The sequence below is a fragment of the Leptospira sanjuanensis genome (assembly GCF_022267325.1).
GTDB classification, from domain to species: Bacteria; Spirochaetota; Leptospiria; order Leptospirales; family Leptospiraceae; genus Leptospira; species Leptospira sanjuanensis.
Window position 1 is genome coordinate 1,781,848 of the sequence record NZ_JAIZBG010000001.1, and the last position, 18,315, is coordinate 1,800,162.

At 47.2% G+C, this 18,315-nt stretch carries 15 protein-coding genes; 9 read left to right on the plus strand and 6 right to left on the minus strand.

From position 1 onward, the window contains the following. Positions 1-22 precede the first annotated feature (22 nt). Both LFX25_RS08050 and LFX25_RS08055 read right to left on the minus strand, forming a co-directional pair. On the minus strand, positions 23-1,267 hold the full coding sequence (locus LFX25_RS08050) for a 6-hydroxymethylpterin diphosphokinase MptE-like protein (RefSeq protein WP_238731544.1): 1,245 nt from the start codon (positions 1,265-1,267) through the stop codon (positions 23-25). Positions 1,268-1,432: 165 nt separating this feature from the next. Next, positions 1,433-2,011: a DNA primase gene (locus tag LFX25_RS08055; protein WP_238729792.1), complete on the minus strand. Its 579-nt coding sequence runs from the start codon at positions 2,009-2,011 to the stop codon at positions 1,433-1,435. Positions 2,012-2,497: 486 nt separating this feature from the next. Here LFX25_RS08055 and LFX25_RS08060 point away from each other — a divergent pair, with 486 nt between their 5' ends. The 9 genes from LFX25_RS08060 to LFX25_RS08100 all read left to right on the plus strand — a co-directional run bounded on the left by LFX25_RS08060 (position 2,498) and on the right by LFX25_RS08100 (position 14,263). Next, entirely contained in the window at positions 2,498-3,073 is a 576-nt protein-coding gene (locus LFX25_RS08060; protein ID WP_406600487.1) for a TlpA family protein disulfide reductase, read from the plus strand. Beyond that, entirely contained in the window at positions 3,070-3,753 is a 684-nt protein-coding gene (locus LFX25_RS08065; protein WP_238729793.1) for a type 1 glutamine amidotransferase, read from the plus strand. Before LFX25_RS08060 ends, LFX25_RS08065 begins: the two co-directional genes overlap by 4 nt. A 51-nt stretch (positions 3,754-3,804) precedes the next feature. Beyond that, the gene (gene secA / locus LFX25_RS08070) at positions 3,805-6,525 is read left to right on the plus strand and encodes a preprotein translocase subunit SecA (RefSeq protein ID WP_238729794.1); all 2,721 of its coding nucleotides are present in this window, start codon (positions 3,805-3,807) and stop codon (positions 6,523-6,525) included. A gap of 56 nt (positions 6,526-6,581) precedes the next feature. After that, positions 6,582-7,022, plus strand: a complete 441-nt coding sequence (locus LFX25_RS08075; RefSeq protein WP_238731546.1) for a hypothetical protein — start codon at positions 6,582-6,584, stop codon at positions 7,020-7,022. Between the two features lie 102 nt (positions 7,023-7,124). Beyond that, entirely contained in the window at positions 7,125-7,502 is a 378-nt protein-coding gene (locus tag LFX25_RS08080) for a hypothetical protein (RefSeq protein WP_238729795.1), read from the plus strand. Positions 7,503-7,650: 148 nt separating this feature from the next. Continuing rightward, positions 7,651-9,060, plus strand: coding sequence for a TolC family protein (locus LFX25_RS08085; protein WP_238729796.1), 1,410 nt, complete (start codon positions 7,651-7,653; stop codon positions 9,058-9,060). Between the two features lie 10 nt (positions 9,061-9,070). Beyond that, entirely contained in the window at positions 9,071-10,069 is a 999-nt protein-coding gene (locus LFX25_RS08090) for an efflux RND transporter periplasmic adaptor subunit (RefSeq protein WP_238729797.1), read from the plus strand. Positions 10,070-10,166: 97 nt separating this feature from the next. Beyond that, positions 10,167-10,904: a hypothetical protein gene (locus LFX25_RS08095; protein WP_238731547.1), complete on the plus strand. Its 738-nt coding sequence runs from the start codon at positions 10,167-10,169 to the stop codon at positions 10,902-10,904. Further along, positions 10,901-14,263, plus strand: a complete 3,363-nt coding sequence (locus LFX25_RS08100; RefSeq protein ID WP_238729798.1) for an efflux RND transporter permease subunit — start codon at positions 10,901-10,903, stop codon at positions 14,261-14,263. The genes LFX25_RS08095 and LFX25_RS08100 overlap by 4 nt, the downstream gene beginning before the upstream one ends. Before the next feature lie 285 nt (positions 14,264-14,548). On the opposite strand, the gene LFX25_RS08105 is transcribed toward LFX25_RS08100, so the two are convergent. The 4 genes from LFX25_RS08105 to LFX25_RS08120 all read right to left on the minus strand — a co-directional run bounded on the left by LFX25_RS08105 (position 14,549) and on the right by LFX25_RS08120 (position 18,297). Next, entirely contained in the window at positions 14,549-14,734 is a 186-nt protein-coding gene (locus LFX25_RS08105; protein WP_218741119.1) for a hypothetical protein, read from the minus strand. 72 nt (positions 14,735-14,806) lie between these two features. Beyond that, positions 14,807-16,462, minus strand: a complete 1,656-nt coding sequence (locus LFX25_RS08110) for an outer membrane beta-barrel protein (RefSeq protein ID WP_238731548.1) — start codon at positions 16,460-16,462, stop codon at positions 14,807-14,809. A 193-nt stretch (positions 16,463-16,655) separates the two neighbouring features. Next, positions 16,656-17,954, minus strand: coding sequence for a CCA tRNA nucleotidyltransferase (locus tag LFX25_RS08115; RefSeq protein WP_238729799.1), 1,299 nt, complete (start codon positions 17,952-17,954; stop codon positions 16,656-16,658). Further along, on the minus strand, positions 17,947-18,297 hold the full coding sequence (locus LFX25_RS08120) for a hypothetical protein (RefSeq protein WP_406600488.1): 351 nt from the start codon (positions 18,295-18,297) through the stop codon (positions 17,947-17,949). Before LFX25_RS08120 ends, LFX25_RS08115 begins: the two co-directional genes overlap by 8 nt. Positions 18,298-18,315: the final 18 nt, after the last annotated feature.

Consider the following 18,315-nt stretch of genomic DNA (forward strand, 5'->3'; position numbering starts at 1 on the left):
ACTCTTCCCGCAAAACCGGGATTCATGCGAACGGAATGCCGAGAATCCGGGGCGAGAAATAGTTCTTTCCGCCTAAATCCGGCTGTGCGATGCAAAATCGAATCCACTGATCCGAGTCGATCTTTTTCGGGTCCACCGCAATCAAACCGTCCGCAATCGATGCGCTTTCCCTTGCCGAAGAATCAGACACGAAATCGGACTGAAAAAGTTCCGGGGATTCTTTCTTTAGCAGTTCTAAAATGGAGAATCTTCGTTCCCAGGATTTCGTTTTTTGAAAACGAAGACGAGACAAACTTACCTTACGCGAAAGAAAGAACCGGTCGAACGCTTCGTATCCGCTCGCACGGCAATGCGTACGTCCGCCGCTTCGCGAAAAATCCACGCCTTTGAGAAGAATTCTTCCGTAGGAAAGCCGTTTGGCGAACGAGACGGCGATCCCCGCCATGTTCAGAGACGGGTTTTCCAACAAAGGAGCCTCCGGGAAAAAGAGAGAACGGAGAATTTGGTCGAGTGGATGTGTGGAAAAATAAATCCATTTCGGATTGGGAAGATCGAACAAATACGAAGAAGCTCCTAACCAAGTCAGGATCGGAATTTCGGGAGGAAGAATATTCCGAAAATGGAATATGGTTCCGCGCGAGGAATCGATGCTGAGCACTGCGTCCGGAAAAATTCCAGAACTCAAAAGCCAACCGACGGACGTGTCACTCGCGAGAAGATGAAATCGATTTCGGTGTTCGCGGATCCATTCGGTTTCGTCTTCCAGGGAAGGGCTCGCTCCTGTGAACAAAAGGGTTTTATCCCGGAAGAAATCCTTCTTAGCTCCCGCGACGATCGAAGAAGAATTCGAATTCTTGAATATACTGGAAAGATTCCGCACAAAGTTGCGGGTCCAGATTTTTTGGAAGTAATCCTTGGCGGCCTGGTTCTGTGAAATCCGGCTTTGGGAAGTTTGTTTGAGAGAATCCAGAAAACCTAGCGCCAAATCCTGAAACTTACGCGAATAAACGGGGTGTAAGAACGGAGTCACTTTGTCGACGCCTTCGAAAAGCCAAGAGGACAAGGGTTTGGATAAGAATTCTTCGAGTCCGAAGATCATCCGAATTTTGTGTCCTTCCGTTTCGTAGGACTTGGAGATCCGTTCCGAGAATTTTTCTGCGATCGGTTTTAATGCGACAATGGGTTCCAGGATCAGAACGTTTACGGGTTCGGAAACTTTTTTGAGAAAGGATTCCACGTGATAGCCCAAACCGAATCCGAAGATCAGGATCGTTTCCCGTTGTGAGGCGGGAATCGGAATTTGTTCGGAGATTCTTTCTCCTTCGGAAACGGGGTTGAAGCGGGAATGAAAAAGGAAACCCGATTGGGTTTCCTCTAAGTTTAAGGTGCCGTTTGGATTGGATACGAGACGGTAGATAGGCGAAGGAACCTCTTAGTCCTCTTCCTTTTCGGATTCTTCTTCCTCTTCTTCTTCCTCGTCGTCTTCGAGGTCGTCATCATCGTCCTCGTCTTCTTCATCCTCGTCATCATCATCATCTTCGTCCTCATCGTCGTCGCCGTCGAGAGAGTCTTCGTCTTCATCTCCGTCGAGGATCGGACGGGGTGCTTCTTCCGGAATGAAATCCTCTTCGGTGTCTTCTTCCGCGATCGGCGCTTGCGGAGCTTCGAAAAGTCCGTTGAATTTAGAGTAGGATGCGTTGCTGAGATTGGCTTCTTGATCGAGTTGAATTCTTTCTTCTCTGGTGAAGTATTGGTATTGCACTTCTTCGCTTGCAAGTGCGAACATCGCCTGAACGGCTAATTTTCTAGCTTTGATTTTTTTAGGCAGTTCGAGTCTTTCGATTCGGTCCAACGTATGGAATCCGGCAACTGCTCTTTCATATTTGTTACGTTTTGCTAATTCGATAAGAGTTACGATGTCAAATTCAGGATTTTGGTTCATTCGGATTCCCTGGATAGATTGGAAAGAAGCTTCAAAATACCATGAAATCAGGGGAGTGAGAGATGTCAACCGCTTATCCTCTCGATTCCGAGGAAACTTCTTTTTTTGAATCCTAGAAAAATTCTTTAGGAATTGTGTAGATTATGTCTCATAAGGAGTTTGCGAAGCGAGTTGTAAAAGCTCGGATGGATTTCCGAAGAAGGAGGAGTTCCCACATTTTCATGGGGGATAAACCGAAGTTCGGGAATCGTATGAGTTCCTACATTTTCATGGGGGATAAGAAATCTGATGTCTTCTCTTTGGAAAAATACGAGGAGTTCCCACATTTTCATGGGGGATAAACCGAAGTTCGGGAATCGTATGAGTTCCTACAAAACTTGGGATCACGAATTAATCAGGGACGTTTTTAGAAAAGGCCCCCGGAGTTGCGGATTCCTGATTCTTTTTTATTCCTTGAATTTAGGAACCGAAGGCTTTCCTTTGGTATTATCCATGAATTCGGAACCCGTTTTCCGTCCCGTTTTTTCTCGTTTCACCGGAAGTTATGTATCATTGATGAATCGCAGTTTCCTTTTTGTACTTTTAACCCTTTTTGTCAACGTCTGCGCCCCTTCGGAACAACCGAATCTCGGAGTTCAGGACTTCCAGGGAGTTACCCTGGACGGAAAGATCGTCCGACTTTCCGAAGTCGTCGCTCCGCGTTTGGTCGTAAATGTTTACGGTCCGAACTGCGTGCCTTGTATCAAAGAAATTCCCGCGTTGAATTATCTGTATCGGGAAATGCAAAAGGATCCGAAGATCCAATTTTATATGGCCGTCGATCCGGCTCTCTTTTTCGACGAACCGGAAACCATGTCGGAAGAGGAACTTTTAACCAAAGCTCTTCCTCTCGTGAAGGAAGAAATCCAAAAATACGGAATTCAAGTCCCGACACTTTTGATGAAGAAGCCCTTTCGCGTAAGCAGAACCGGTTCCATCGTAACGGGAACTCCCGAAACGCTTCTGTTTAAAACAAAACCATTCGTTCTCTATTATAACTTTATCGGACCGATCAGCGAAGAGGCGAATCCTCAAAGACTTTCCGTCGATCAGAAACTGCTCTTTTTCAAAAGGATGGCCGGATCTTCATGAGAAGTTTAATCGTACGTTTCAAGGACTGCGAAGGCCCGGGGATCATTCTCGATTCTTTAAAGAAAAGAAATTATAGAATCACCTATCACAACGCATACGACACGAGGGTTCAACCTCTTCCGGACGGGCATCTCGTGTTCGACGTGATCGTTTTGTTAGGCGGTCCTCAATCCGTCGCCGATCCGGAACTCGCTCCCTTCTTCGAACCTTGGTTCAATCTGGTGCGTTATGCGGCATCGATGCCGAATCGAAAGGTCATCGGAATCTGTCTCGGATCGCAGATTATTTCCCGGGCGCTCGGCGGAGAAGTAAAACGCGGAGAGAAAGGACCGGAGATCGGTTTTTACGACGTTCAAATTCAAGAATCGCATTCCGTTTTAAACGGAACTTCTTCCTTCCCCGCGTTTCATCTGCACGAGGACGTGTTTTCGATTCCTCCGGGAGCGAAACATCTTCTGAGGAGCGATATGTATGCGAACCAGATGTTCTCTTACAGGGATCGGATCTTCGGGATTCAATGTCACTTGGAAGTGACGGCTCCTATGCTCAAGGTTTGGCAAGGGGTTCATGCGGATTTTATCCGCTCGGCGGGCTGGGTGCCAGGACCGGAAACGGAACATCGGAGGTCTCAGATGGAAACGTCCGGTCGCAAGATTTTCGACGCGATTCTGGATCTGTGAAACCGGAATCGGCAACGCCATTTTTAAATACGACTCAAACGGAAAATTGATATGATTCAAAGTATTCTCCGAATTATTCTTGGAAGCAAATTCGAAAGAGATTTAAAAAAACTCATCCCCATCGTTTCGGAAATCAATTCTTTGGAAGAAAGAATGAAGGGGATGAACGACTCGGAACTTTCCTCTCAAACGGTCCGTTTTCGGGAACGAATTTCCAAGGGAGAATCCTTGGACTCCATTCTTCCCGAAGCGTTTGCTACGGTTCGAGAAGCTTCTCTGCGCACGATGGGTATGAGACACTTCGACGTTCAGATGATGGGCGGGATCGCTCTGCACGGAGGCAACATCGCGGAGATGAAAACGGGAGAAGGGAAGACCCTAACTTCGACGCTCGCGGTTTATCTCAACGCACTTGCGGGTAAAGGTGTTCACGTGGTTACCGTGAACGACTATCTCGCAAAGCGGGACGCGAACTGGATGAAGCCGATTTACGACTTCCTCGGTATTTCCGTCGGCGTGATTCAGCACGATATGGATCACGAACAGAGAAAGGTCGCGTATTCCGCGGACATCACCTACGGAACAAACAACGAATTCGGTTTCGATTATCTGAGAGACAACATGGTTTCTCACAAGGATCACAAAGTACAACGTTCCCATTTCTTTGCGATCGTGGACGAGGTCGACTCGATCCTGATCGACGAAGCGAGAACACCGCTCATCATTTCCGGTTCTTCGGACGAAACCACGGACAAATACGTTCGCATCAATAAAATCATTCCTAAGCTGATCGAAGGAGAGGATTTCGAAGTCGACGAAAAGGCGCGTAACGTGCTTCTTTCGGAAAAGGGAGTTTCCCATGTCGAAGAGATTCTCGGAATCGAAAACCTCTACGCTCCCGAAAACGTCGACCTCGTACATCACGTTCACCAGGCTTTGAAGGCGCACAAGATCTTTCAAAAGGACGTGGATTACGTCGTTCAAGGCGGAGAAGTCATCATCGTGGACGAGTTCACGGGTCGTTTGATGGCGGGACGCCGTTATTCGGACGGTCTTCACCAAGCGCTCGAAGCGAAAGAAAACGTAACCATCGCGAAAGAATCGCAGACTCTCGCTTCGATCACATTCCAGAACTATTTTAGAATGTACGACAAACTCGCGGGTATGACTGGAACGGCAGATACCGAAGCCGAGGAATTCAGAAAGATCTACAATCTCGACGTCATCGTGATTCCGCCTAACGTGACCGTGCAAAGAAAGGATTCTCCCGATCGCGTTTACAGAACCGAAAAGGAAAAGTTCGACGCGATTCTCGCAGAGATCCGCGATCTCCGCGAGAAAAAACAACCGGTTCTTGTGGGAACGATTTCCATCGAGAAGTCCGAAGTCCTTTCGAGAATGCTCTCCGCCGCGGGAATCCAGCACAACGTCTTAAACGCAAAGTTTCACGAACGCGAAGCCGAAATCGTTGCGAACGCCGGAAAGCCCGGCGCCGTTACGATCGCGACCAACATGGCTGGTAGAGGAACGGACATCGTTCTCGGCGGTGCGCAGCTTTATAAAGAAAGTTTGGAATCTTGGAAGGACGACGAAGATCTCGTACGCCAATTCAAGGAAGCGGTCCTCAAACAGGACTTGAGCAGGGCGGACGATCTTGCACAGAAGATGGATTCTTCCGCAAAACAAAAACGCGCGTCCGAGATTTTACAATCGGTGAAGATCTGGAAAGCCAATCACGAAGAAGTTTTGGCCGCGGGCGGTCTTCACATTCTCGGAACCGAAAGACACGAAGCGAGACGGATCGACAATCAGCTCCGGGGGCGTTCGGGTCGTCAGGGTGATCCGGGTTCCAGCCGTTTTTATCTTTCTTTGCAGGACGATCTCATGCGGATCTTCGGATCCGATCGGATTTCGGGTTTAATGAAATGGGCGAACATGCCCGAAGGTCAGGAAATCGAAAGCAAGATGGTGAGTAACGCGATCGCAAGAGCGCAGAAGAGGGTGGAAGGTCACAACTTCGACATTCGAAAACACCTTCTCGAATACGACGACGTGATGAACCGTCAGAGAATCGTGATCTACAAAATGAGAAACGAGGTTCTCGAAAACGAGGATATCTCCGGTCTGCTTCTTACGTTTATCGAAGAAGCGGTGGAGAATCAAATCGTAACTCACTGCGACGGAAACAATCCTTCCGCCTGGAATCTCGATTCGTTGAAAGAATGGCTCGAAGGTTTGGATTTGGAAGTTGCGATCAGCGAAGACGATTTTAAGAAGACCAAAAATCCTCAGCTTGCGTTGTTTGAAAAAGTGAACGCGGCCGCAAAGGCGCGTTACGAAGCAAGAGCGCAGTCGATCGGACCGGATATTTGGAAACTCTTGGAAAGAAATATTTTCCTGGATATTCTCGATCACCGTTGGAAGGAACATCTCTATTCCATGGATCATCTCCGAGAAGGAATTTGGACCGTAGGTTACAGCGAAAGAAATCCTCTCGTGGAATACAAACTTCAAGGTTTTAGAATGTTCGACGTTGCGATCGAGAATCTCAAAAACGAAGTAGTAAACTTTCTCTTCCGGGTGGAAGTTTCCGAAAATTCCAAACCGCCGGAAGAAAGAAAGGAATATAAGAAAGTCGGTCAAGAAATTACCGGAGGGTTTGAAGAACTTTCCGGAGGAAAAACCGTTCGTTCCAATGGCGCAGGGGTAACCGTAACGACCAGCTCGGGCGGCGGCACCGAAAGAAAGACAAGCCGGAGAAGAAAGCGGTGAAATTCCGTTGTCTCGGCGCCGCACGGAAGGCCGGAACATTCCTGCTCGTTATCGGAATGTTCGCTTTCTGTGTGACAACTCCTCCGCCGAAGGGCTCCGCAAAGCAGATTTATGCGGATTGTATGGAAACCTTCGGCGATAAGGAAAAATGCGAGAAGCTCGTTCTCAAACAACTTCTCGGCTCCGGTCAAACGGCGGATTCTTCCGCAAACGCAACGGAACAAAACCAAACTTCGGAACCTTCGCTCGATCCGGAAATGGAAAAGAATCTTCGTCTTCGTTCCGAGATCAAAGACACGTTACAAGGACAGAATAGGATCTTTGTAAAAGAATTCTTAGGAAATCCGGATCAGGTTCAGTTTCGTACCAACAGCATCGAGGCCTTTATTTATACAAGACCGATCAGCCGGTTTAAGCCGGGAGCAAAACCGGATCAGGAAATTCGAGTTTTGTTACGCAATGGAACGGTGGTTCGTGTAGAACACGTTGCACCGTAAGTTCGTTTAGACCCCAAAAGAATCAATCGGTGCCCTTTTTTTAGGCATAGAACCCCGAAAAAGGTTTGTAAGGGCGCTACATCCTTTCAATCGTGGACTCAAATGAAGGTCCATTGGATCAGTCGGATTCTAATTCTGTTTTTGACCGCGGTAATCGTATTGCCGTGCGAAGAAGATGGAACCTTTGACCTTGCCTTTCTAGACGTGCAGAGTGGGGAAATCCATTCTTCCTTTGCCAAAAAGATCCACACACAGTCTCGTCACAAAACTCGCACCGAGTTTCAATCCGGGATCGAAGCGAAAGATCTCGCGATTTGTCTCAGAGGACGTTATGACTTCTTGGATCTCGTTTTTTCCGGCTCCTTCGAACTTTCCAAAAGCGAAGTTTATTACGTTTCTCGTAAGTTCAACGCTACTAAAAATCACTTTAGCTATTTATTATCTTCTTTACTTCTAAACTTACCCCCTCCCGTCGTTTAATCGAATTCAACTGAGCACGGTTTTAAGCTAAAAAGCTAGGACCGTATTTTGTCGTTTTGGCGTTTTGCGCCAATTACAAACGAAAAACAAAGAAAACGATCGCGGAGAACCGTACACCGATACGCAAACAAATAAACCTGGAAACCCTATGAGAAAGATTTTCACGTTCTTACTTTTTTTATGGATGGTTCCGATTCTGTCCGAAGGCACAACGCCTCTACCGATCGGATCAGAGTCCGGATTAGGTATTCCCGAATCGCCGGGCCAATCTTCAAATCCGATCCAGCGAGATCTTCCCGAGGTTCTACCCGACAAAGAAAGAACCTTGGATTTGAAAACCGCGGAGGAAAAACTCTGGAGAAACAACTTACTCCTGCTTGCCTCGCGTTTTAACATCGACGCGCGTAAAGCCGGGATCGAACAAGCCGGACTTTATGCGAACCCGAACATCTTTATCGATCAGAGTATCTTTGCGGAACCTACGCAGCGTTATTTCGACTTTACCCGTTCCGGACAAACCGTCGTCCAGATTCAACAGTTGTTTTTGCTCGGCGGTAAAATCGGCAAACGGGTGCGTGTGGCCGAACTCAATGCGAGAATGGGAGAGCAGGAATTTTACGATCTCGCGCGCGAACTCGTAAGCAAGCTGAGAAAACAATTCTACGCGATCTACTATTACAGACAGGCGATTTCCTTTTACGATCAAAGCCTGGAAGCGTTGGGAAGAACGGTCACTTCCGCGGAAATGGGTTATAAAAGAAGGGCAATTTTGCAGGCGGAAGTGCTTCGTTTAAAGGCTCTTTATTTCTTTCTCAAAAAAGAAAGAGAAGAATTGAATATTCGAATTTTGGAAAAAGAAGCGGACCTGCGAGTTTTGTTAAACGACGATTCGTTCCGAAGCACGGACGTTAAAATCGTTCCGATGATCGCTGACAATCAACTCGATAACCTCGAACCGGGCAAACTCAAAAAAGAAGAACTTTTGGAAGTGGCGCGGAACAAAAGACCGGATCTGAAGAAGGCGATCCAAGCGCTTCGTTTCGAAGAGGCGAATTTGGAGCTGCAGCACGCGAACGCGATTCCAGATCTCGCCTTCGGTCCGATGTACAACAGAGGGGGAACCGCCTTTCAGAACTATTGGGGGATCACCGCTCAGTTGAACATTCCTATCTTCGATAGAAATCAGGGAAACATCAAAGCCTCCGAAAAAGCCATTCTTTCCAGAAAACAGGAACTTAAAAACACGTTGTTGGAAGTGGAAAACGACGTCGCCGTTTCGATCGAAACGGCGAGACTCAAAGACGAACTTTATAAGAAGTTCAGAAACACGTATACGCGGGAATACACGGATCTTTCCAAGGACATGATTCTCAGTTACGAAAAACGTTATATTACGATTTTGGAATTTACGGATTTTTTCGAAACCTATCGTTCCAGCGTCGTGGAAATGCTGAAACTGCAGACCGATCGAATGGATGCGATCGAAGGAGTAAATTTCTCCGTGGGGCAGGGAGTTCTCATCCCGAAACTCAACCAACCGGCCGCGGAAGAAAAGTGAGGAAACAGACATGAAGATACATTTTACCAGAAGAACACTTTTAATTTCCGGAGCGGCCGCTGTCATCGCAATCGTTTCCATCGCGATTTTGGCCTTGTCCAAAAAAAATAAACAATCGATTTTGCCGCCGAGCAAAGCGATCGTTCATGACAAAGGGGAATGGATCGAGTTTAAGGAAAACAGCCCCGGTCTCGAAATCATCAAAACGTCTCTAATCGGAAAAGAAGGAGAGTTCGTAGAGGTGGAAGCTCCCGCACGTCTGATTGCTTCGACTTCTCCTTCTATGTCGGGCAATGAAAAAATCATACTTTTTGAATCCGCGGATCTGAACGATCTCTATGTCGGCTACATACATTCGAAGAACAGTTTGAATCGTTCGAGAAAAAATCTCGAACGTATCAAGGATATGTTCAAACATAGAGTCGCCACGGAAAAGGATTTGATCGAAGCCGAAACCAACGCCGAAAACGACGCGGCGGAACTCGCCGAGTTCGAAGGAAAACTTAGAGCGGTCGGTTTAAATCCGAACGAACTCAGAGGAGCCGGCGCTCAGAGCGCTTGGATCATCTGCGACGTTCCCGAATCGCAACTTCAAAGTTTGAAAAAAGGAAAAAAAGTAAAACTCAAATTCTCAAGTTTTCCCGAGGCGAACTGGGTTGGAACCGCTGAGGCTCTAGGCGATAACGTGGATCCTATGACCAGAACGGTTAAAGTAAGAATTCTCATCCGAAACGAAAATTACGTTTTAAAACCCGGTATGTTTGCAACGGTCCGTTTTCCGGAAGACCGTAAAGGCGACACGGTCATCGTTCCGTTCACTTCCATCATTACCGTGGAAGGTAAAAATTACGTTTTTGTGGAAGAATCTCCGAGAGAGTTTTATAAGCGGGAAGTCGTTCTCGGAACTTCGGGCGAAGATCGCGTTACCGTGGTAGAAGGATTGACAAAGGGGGATAAGATCGTCGTCGAAGGAACCATTTTACTCAAGGGGCTTAGTTTCGGTTTTTAATATGAATCCATTGAAATACTTAGTCCTACTTACGGCTCGTCTTAAAAATTCATTTTGTTATCTCAAAAAGATCAAGCTGCAAAAGTCCGTCCGGCTTTTGGGGCAGACTTTTATCCTATTAGGATTTTTGAATGTTGCAATCTTTGCGCAGAGTCCAAATTCTAAAAACGATTCCAGCTTCAAGAATGATCCTTCTCCGGATTGGACCGAAGATCCGGACCGAAAGACTAAAATCGGCAAGGAAGAAGAGGGTGGCGACGTTCTCAAGGGTAAACCGCTTCCGAAATCGACGAACTTTTTGGTTTACGGAGCGAGCATCGGTTCCCCGGGAAGCGTCAACCTCAATCTTGGTTATTATTATAAGGACGTGGTCGTGCGCGTTTCCGGCGGGAAATGGAATCCTCATTGGTGGGGAGGTCAGGTGGACATCGGTTATAGTTTCTGGAAAACTCCGGTGATCGCACATAGCGTTTCTCTTGTATTCGGAAAGTTTGAAGTAGATCCGTTTCAACCGGAAATCGGCCGGGGAGGACAGAATTCTTATCCTTCCGGTTCTTCTTTTCCGGGTTATTCGCATCGTGATCCTACCTACGAGGATTTGATCATTCGCTCTTACGTTACGGAACAAAATCCTACTTTGGCTTTATATCTTGAACACGAAAGCCGTGATCGCCAAAAAGTGCATTTGAATCAGCAATACGTGGGTTTGACCTACGACTTTTTACTCGGTAATTTCTTCCTCCAAGTCGGAGGAGGGATCGGCAAAGGGGATTATAAGAATCCTCAGTTGCTCATTCAGCTCGGTTACTTATTCGATACGAGGTCTGCGGAATGATTCGAGGTTTGATTGAAGGAGTTTTACGTTTTCGTCTTGCGACCCTGATCGCATCCGCGGCGGCTATCGTTTTCGGAATTTGGGCTTGGATCGATATTCGGAAAGAAGCATATTCCGACATAGCGGATACGCAGGTTCGCTTGATCGCAAAATTTCCCGGAAAAGCCGCTGTGGAAGTGGAGGAACGCGTTACGATTCCCATCGAACGGGTCTTGAATGCGATTCCGAAAGTTTCGGTTCGGAGGTCGAGAACGATCAACGGTCTCGTCGTATTTCAGTTCGTATTTGAAGATGGAACGGACGATTATTTTGCGAGAACCCGTCTTTTAGAACGAGTTCGCGACGCGGATATTCCGGTGGAAGTTCAGCCTGCACTCGGGCCTATGAGTTCTCCCGTCGGGGAAATTTTTCGCTATGTCGTGGAAACGAAAGCGAATCATACGCCGATGGAGCTTCGAACCATTCAGGATTGGGTTATTATGCCCAAGATGCTCGGTATCCCGGGGATTGCGGACGTAGTCACGTTCGGAGGTCTCCCGAAACAATATCATGTAGTGACGACCCCCGACAAATTGATTCGGTATAAGCTCACGATCGACGACGTAATCAAAGCGATTCAGCAAAACAACCTGAATACGGGGGGAAATCTACTTTTACAGGGAGAACAAGGTTTTCCGATCCGTTCTTTAGGCGCGATTCGAGATCCGGTACATATCGAAAACATCGTAGTTAAAACGGTGAACGGTGTGCCCGTTTTTATCCGCGATTTAGGAACGGTGGAGATTTCGCATCCGATTCCGAGCGGGGTTTTAGGTTATACGATCCAAAACGATCAGGAAGGATTGATCGACGTCGATTCTTCCGTTCAAGGTCTGGTTGCGATCCGCCGTTGGGGAGATCCGAATGTCATGGGCGATCGGATCCGCGCGAAAGTTAAGGAGATCAACGAGAATTATTTACCGGACGGGGTTCAGATTCGAACCACGTACGATCGAACCGATCTGGTCAATTATACGTTACGCACCATCGGTAAGACCCTCGTGGAAGGAGTCGTAGTCGTCAGCTTAGTGTTGATCTTTTTTATCGGAAGCGTAAAAGCCTCGATGGTCGTCGTTGCCACGATTCCTTTCGCGATGTTGTTCGCGTTTTTATTGATGAATATCACAGGTATTCCGGCCAGCTTATTGTCGTTAGGCGCTATCGACTTCGGGATCATCGTGGACGGCGCGGTCGTAATGGTGGAAAATATCATGCGCCGCTACCGGGACGCTTCTCCAACCGATAAGAAAAAAGGAATCATCCGTTTTACTGTGGACGCGGCTTCCGAGGTCGGTACGGAAATTATCTTTTCCATTTTAATCATCGTCCTTGCTTATCTTCCGATCTTTTCCTTTGAAAGAATCGAAGGAAGATTGTTCAAGCCGATGGCGTTCACGATCTCCTTTGCGATCCTGGGTGCGTTGATCTTTTCGATGACCGCGATTCCCGTGATGATGTCCTATATCTACCGAAATTATTTCGAATCGCCGAATCCGGGTCCGATCGAATGGCACAATCCGTTTTACGAATGGTTGGAAAAGAAATACGAAAGATTGATCGAGTGGTTGGTCGACCGATCCAAACGTGTCGTTACGATCTGCTTTTCCGTCGTTGGGAGTTTGCTCGTGGTTGGCGGTCTTTCTCTCGGAACCGAATTTCTTCCCGAAATGGACGAGGGAGGATTTAACCTGAGAATTTTCTTTCCGGTCGGAATCTCACTTCCGGAATCCAGAAAATTCATTCCAAAGATTCGACAAATCATCTATAAGAACGAACAGGTAAACGTGGTTCTTTCTCAGTTGGGAAGGAACGACGACGGAACCGATCCGCTTCCTCCGAACCGTTTGGAAGTTCTTGTCGGTTTGAAAGATTACGACGATTGGAAGGAAAAAATCACGAAGACCGAACTTCTTCTTCGAATGAGAAACGATTTGGAAGCGGGGCTGCCCGGAGCCAGGGTGAGTTTTTCTCAGCCGATCATGGATAACCTTTCCGAAGCGATTATGGGTACGATCGCGGATTTGGCGGTCTTCGTTTCCGGAAATGACTTGAAAGTGATGCGACAGATCTCGACAGAAATTCTAGATATCGTCAAAGAAATGAAAGGTGCGAGCGAATTTGGGATCGAACAGGAGGCGGATAGTCCGCAGCTTACGGTACGTATCGATCGGGAGGCGGCAGCCCGTTACGGAATCAACGTGAGCGATATACAGCAAATGGTGGAAGCGGCGATCGGGATGCAAAGAATCGACACTCTCTATGAAGGTCCTTCCGACATTCCTCCGAAAACTCCTGCACGATTCGGAATCGTCGTACGTTTTTCCAAAGACTACCGAACCTCTCAACGAGCGATCGAAAATATGCCAATCATATCTCCGAAAGGAGAAAGAATCCCTTTGTCCGAATTGGCGAAGGTGACTTTGGAAGACGGGCCGACAATGATCTTTCGTCAGGAAGGAAGAAGGACGGTAACGGTTCGTACGAACATACGCGGACGGGATCAGGGAGGTTTCGTTGCGGAACTTCGCAAGATCGTCGAAAAGAAGGTCAAACTTCCGGAAGGTTACGAGATTCGTTACGGAGGACAGTATGAAAACCTTGCCAGGGTAGGAACGCGTCTCGCGATGGTGATTCCTCTTACGATCGCGATCATTTTCGGCGTATTGTACTTACTTTATAAAAACCTAAAGTACGTCTACGTCGCTCTCGCTTGTATTCCGCTTTCCCTTGTGGGTGGAATTTATGCTCTTTTGATGCGAGGGTATTACTTCAACGTATCGGGCGGGGTGGGATTTATTTCCTTGTTTGGAATCGCCACGATGGCCGGGGTTCTTTTCGTCTCCCGTACCAATCACTTGTTGCACGAGGATGACGAGATCAGCGTGAAAGAAGCAGTAAAAAAAGCCGCGGTGATTCAGCTTCGTCCGATGCTGATGACGATGCTTTTGGCCTTGCTCGGTTTGATTCCCGCTACGTTGGCCTCCGGAGTCGGCTCGGACGTCCAAAGACCTCTTGCGACCGTGATCGTGGGCGGTTTATTTTCCGCGTTGCTTCTCGTGTTGACCGTACTTCCTTCTCTTTATTTGATTCTTGTCGGCGAGCGAGAATACAGCAAACTCAAGAAACCGAAGGATTCTTCTTTGGAGCCGTTTACGTATTTGGATCAGCTTTCTCTGGGAGAATATGAGGAAGAATTCGATAAACCTCAGAGTGAAACGGTGGAAAAGTCGAGGAAGGTCGGTAAAAAAGGTTCTTCGGCGGCCGAGTCCACAAAAGGAAAATCTTCTACGGGTTCCGCAGCGAAGAAGAAAAAGAAATAAGAATTGTCCGAAAATATAAAAACTGTGGGAACTCCAACGACGGAAGCGGTCTTTGAAAAGCCGATGAGATCGAGAAATACGGTCTCTTGTGGGAGCTATTACGATTTAGTTTCCGGTTCTAGATTGAGCTGTAAACCTTGTTAGGCGCTTCCATACGAGCACTCGACAACTTACAACTTTCGTTATAAACAGAAACGGAGTGTAAGATCTTATCTTGGCTATTACAAAAGGATTTGTTCGAAAACATCGGACAAATCCTTTTTTGTGTACGGTTTTTGAAAGTGATTATCGAGCGGCGAGATAGTATTCCGAAATGTATAGAAGCTGTTGTTCGGTAAGACGATTGTCCGCCGATTTTCCGTTTCTATAGGTCGTTTGTTTCGAATCTTCCAACACACTCAGACCGGTTTGAAACGTGGAGTTTCCGATTTCCGATCTTTTTGTTCTTTGTAAAAATTCTCTCAATCTCATGCTGCTTTCTCTTTTAAAAAAAAGGCGCCCGATGAAGAGCGCCCTTTGATACATAGGATTCTCGCTTTCGTATTAAAACTTAGCGACAACCCCTAAGGTCAGACCGTATTGGTGATCTTGTCTTTCACCTTTTTGGTCAACGAATTGTTTACCGGTTGCCCAGTCTCTACGAAGGTCGAGTTTGATCAACAGGTTCTCGGTGAAGTTCCAAACCGGAGTAACGGTAAAGGTTTTGTACTGTCCCGCGTTTCTGGTTCCACCGTAGTTTTTGTAGTCGTCGCTCATCGCTTCGAGAACTTGTTCTTTGGTGATTCCCAAAGATCCGAAATTTGCATCCGCCGCAAGAGCCGTAGCAACCGCGTCTGCAACCGCTAAGTCGGTGGCTTTCTTATATTCACTGACGTATGCATTTACGCCCATGAAAGGGTTGAAGGTAGTCAACGCACCGTTGTTGTGTTTGTCGTCGATGTATTCCGCACGAACGTTCACACCCCAAGCTTCGTTGATTTTAAACTTCGCGAAGATACCGTACGCTTTGTAGGTCGTCTTAGCGTCGCGTTTGTTGTTCAAGCCCCAGAAAAGAGTGTCTTTGTTGAAAACTTCCGCTCCGGTCGCATCCACGTTGTAACGTTTTTGATCCAAGCTGTTGTTTGCCAAAGCGCCGGATTTTTCGCTCCAAGTGTAATCCAAATCGATCGTGATCTTGTCCGTCGGAGTGATGGAAAGGATCGCGTGGTTCATGAACCAGTAGTCCTTGTTGTACTGCGCTCTGTTCGGGTTCGCAACGTTATACTTTCCGATGTTCGCATCGCCAAGAGCGGTTGCAAGTTCGGTAGCAAGAGCCGCTTTTGCAGGATCGACACGAGAGACAGCACCGTCGCTCGAGTAAAGTGTGTTCCAAGTGATGGAGAGCTTATCCTCGATCAGTTGACCTTTAATCTGAGTTCCGACCGCTTTTCTTTCGGTTTGACCTTCTACGAAGTAGCTTTTTCCGGCTGCAGGACCGCTGTAATTCAGATCCGTAATGATCTGCGTTGGAGCCGTCGTCGTATTCGCGGGAGAGTTATAACCGGTACCAGCGCCACTGTTGTAAACGTAGAAAGTTCCGGCCCATTTGTCCGTGAACTGAGTGGTCAAGCGAGCACCGGTGTGAATAAAGGGGATCGTATTTTGGAAGATCGCACCAATCGAATAGTTCGGGTTGCTCATCGATTCGAGAACCTCGTACCCGATATGGGTTGCCATCTTACCGACATCCAGAGTCATCCCTTTTAAAACAGGGAAATACAAACTCACGTATGCTTGTTTCAGCATGTTGTAGTTGTAGATACTGTTGCTTGCTGAATACGGAGCTTCCTGAAACGCGTTGTTCTGGCCGTTTTGGAAGTCGATTCTGAAACCCCAAGGAGAACTTTTTTCAGCGGCTTTTTGGATCGTAAGGGCGACCGCGTTTACCGCAAAGTTCTTGTTGCTGGTTTCGAAAGCGCGGGTAGCATCAACGTCGTTTCCTTGTTTCGGGTTGAGATTGTACATGTAATACACATCTGCGAATCCGGAAAATTCAACCTGATCATACCATTTCTTATCTTCGGGCTCTGCCGCTTTGGGAGCCGGCGCGGGTGCAACCGTCGCGTCTGCCGCTGGTTTCTTTCCGGTCTGGGCAAAGACCTGAGAGGAAGCAACGAGGCAGAGAACGGAAGCAACGAGGCTCAATGTTTTTGTTCTCATCATTCTCCTAAATCTCCTATGCCCATCTTATGCAAAATGCATGCCAACGCTTAAAAAATGGAAATTAGCTAAAAAACGAGCATTTAACCTATAGAGAGAAGGGTGTAGACTGCTTATAGAATAGAAGCAAGGTGAATAACGGAGCTTTTTATTGGGACAAATGTCTAAAAATTAGGCACGATCTGAAAAGGATTTAGCGAGGCAAAAGGGCGATCAAAGAAGCTTTCGTGTTTTCGTTCGGGTATTCCAGGACATGAGACAGAAGTTTTCCGAGGATCGATCCGATTTCTTTCGGAGGTAATTTCGGACATTCACGGAGAATGTCTTCCCCGCGAAGTGCAAGTTCGGTGACGAGAAGCGCTTCTTTCTTCGCGATCAGAGCGAGTAGGCGCCCAAGATCGAAAACTTCTTTCAAAGAAGGCTCGTAAGTAGTTGCAAGATTTAGAATGTGTTCGGTCACAATTTTCAGATGTTCCCTTCCCGCGTGAACGCAGATCGGATGCAGGATCGTTTTACGGATTTCCGAGTCGCTCACGGAAGAATTCTCCCGCGGCGAAAGAAGAACGGAAAGCATCGAGGAAAAAAACAAGGAATCCTTCGTATTCTGATTCGAATAACGAAGATCTTTCATGAATTGTTTTGCGGAAGGGATTTCAGAAAAACTTCCGAACAACCAAGCGTGCAGAAACGAAATCCGCAAACTCGGAGGAAAAGCGGGGACTTTCGAAATCGTCTCGATCACGGTTTTGTTATTCGTAGGATAGAGTTTTACGTTCGTAAACAATTCTAAGATTTGGAATTTTTGAAAGAGGAGCAGGGAATGGCTCGGATCGTTACTCCGCAACGTCTTACCCAGTTCGTCGTGAACTCGTTCCCTGGAAACCTTGGCGGTGATATTTCGACAGGAGACGATCGCCTTTTCGGTTTCTTCTTCGAGGGTAAAACCCAAACTGCTGACGAATCGGATCGCGCGGATCGGACGCAAACCGTCTTCGGTGAATCTTCCGATCGGATCTCCGATCGTTCGTATGATTCGATTCCGTATGTCTTCCAGTCCATTGTGTTCGTCCACGAGACGTTTTTCTTCGAGGTCAAGCGCGAGCGCGTTCATCGTAAAGTCGCGCCGTTTTAAATCTTCGCTTAACGATACTCCGAACTCCACTGTCTCGGGCCTTCTTCCATCCAGGTAATCCGCGTCCTTTCGAAACGTAGTGATCTCGTAAGCCCGATCTTGAAGCAGAACCGTTACGGTTCCGTGTTTGATTCCCGTGGGAACGGTCCGTTTGAACAACGTTACGATCGTTTCGGGCAATAGGGAAGTTGTGAGGTCGAATTCATCCGGAATTTTGGATAAAACCAAATCGCGCACGCTACCGCCGACCAGATAACATTCTCCGCCTGCCGATCGAATACTTTGTGTTAGGTGAAGCATGTCTTCCCGATAGACTTCGGGAATCCGAGAAATCAATTCTCCCGCGTCTACGTCAGTCATTTTGAATCAGTTTTTTCCAGAGATTTCCGTAGCGATTGCGAAGCGTTTCGTTGTTCTGAAGAATCTTGTCGATCTTTTGTTTCCATTCGGAATCGACGGTGATTTGGCTGAACGGCAATTCCGTTTTTTCGGATAGGATTCGATCGATTCCCGCCGCCGTTTTTTCCGTCGCGAAGTCGCAGAGTTCTTTTGCGTCCGGTGTTTCCTTTTCGGACAAACAAAGAAGAAGCATTTCCTCGTATTTTTCTTTCGTTTGCAGATCGACGAGTTTGTCTTTGAGGGATCGGCCGCAGTAGACGAAAACGAAAAGTAACAAAACGAACGGAAGAATTCTCCCGCTCAAAAACAAGATTCGGCCGAA

Excerpts from the sequence above, each read along its gene's own strand:
- LFX25_RS08100 (WP_238729798.1), top strand. The coding sequence starts at position 10,901 with ATGATTCGAGGTTTGATTGAAGGAGTTTTACGTTTTCGTCTTGCGACC.
- LFX25_RS08105 (WP_218741119.1), bottom strand. The coding sequence starts at position 14,734 with ATGAGATTGAGAGAATTTTTACAAAGAACAAAAAGATCGGAAATCGGA.
- LFX25_RS08115 (WP_238729799.1), bottom strand. The coding sequence starts at position 17,954 with ATGACTGACGTAGACGCGGGAGAATTGATTTCTCGGATTCCCGAAGTC.
- secA (WP_238729794.1), top strand. The coding sequence starts at position 3,805 with ATGATTCAAAGTATTCTCCGAATTATTCTTGGAAGCAAATTCGAAAGA.
- LFX25_RS08090 (WP_238729797.1), top strand. The coding sequence starts at position 9,071 with ATGAAGATACATTTTACCAGAAGAACACTTTTAATTTCCGGAGCGGCC.
- LFX25_RS08110 (WP_238731548.1), bottom strand. The coding sequence starts at position 16,462 with ATGAGAACAAAAACATTGAGCCTCGTTGCTTCCGTTCTCTGCCTCGTT.
- LFX25_RS08060 (WP_406600487.1), top strand. The coding sequence starts at position 2,498 with ATGAATCGCAGTTTCCTTTTTGTACTTTTAACCCTTTTTGTCAACGTC.
- LFX25_RS08065 (WP_238729793.1), top strand. The coding sequence starts at position 3,070 with ATGAGAAGTTTAATCGTACGTTTCAAGGACTGCGAAGGCCCGGGGATC.
- LFX25_RS08080 (WP_238729795.1), top strand. The coding sequence starts at position 7,125 with ATGAAGGTCCATTGGATCAGTCGGATTCTAATTCTGTTTTTGACCGCG.
- LFX25_RS08085 (WP_238729796.1), top strand. The coding sequence starts at position 7,651 with ATGAGAAAGATTTTCACGTTCTTACTTTTTTTATGGATGGTTCCGATT.
- LFX25_RS08075 (WP_238731546.1), top strand. The coding sequence starts at position 6,582 with ATGTTCGCTTTCTGTGTGACAACTCCTCCGCCGAAGGGCTCCGCAAAG.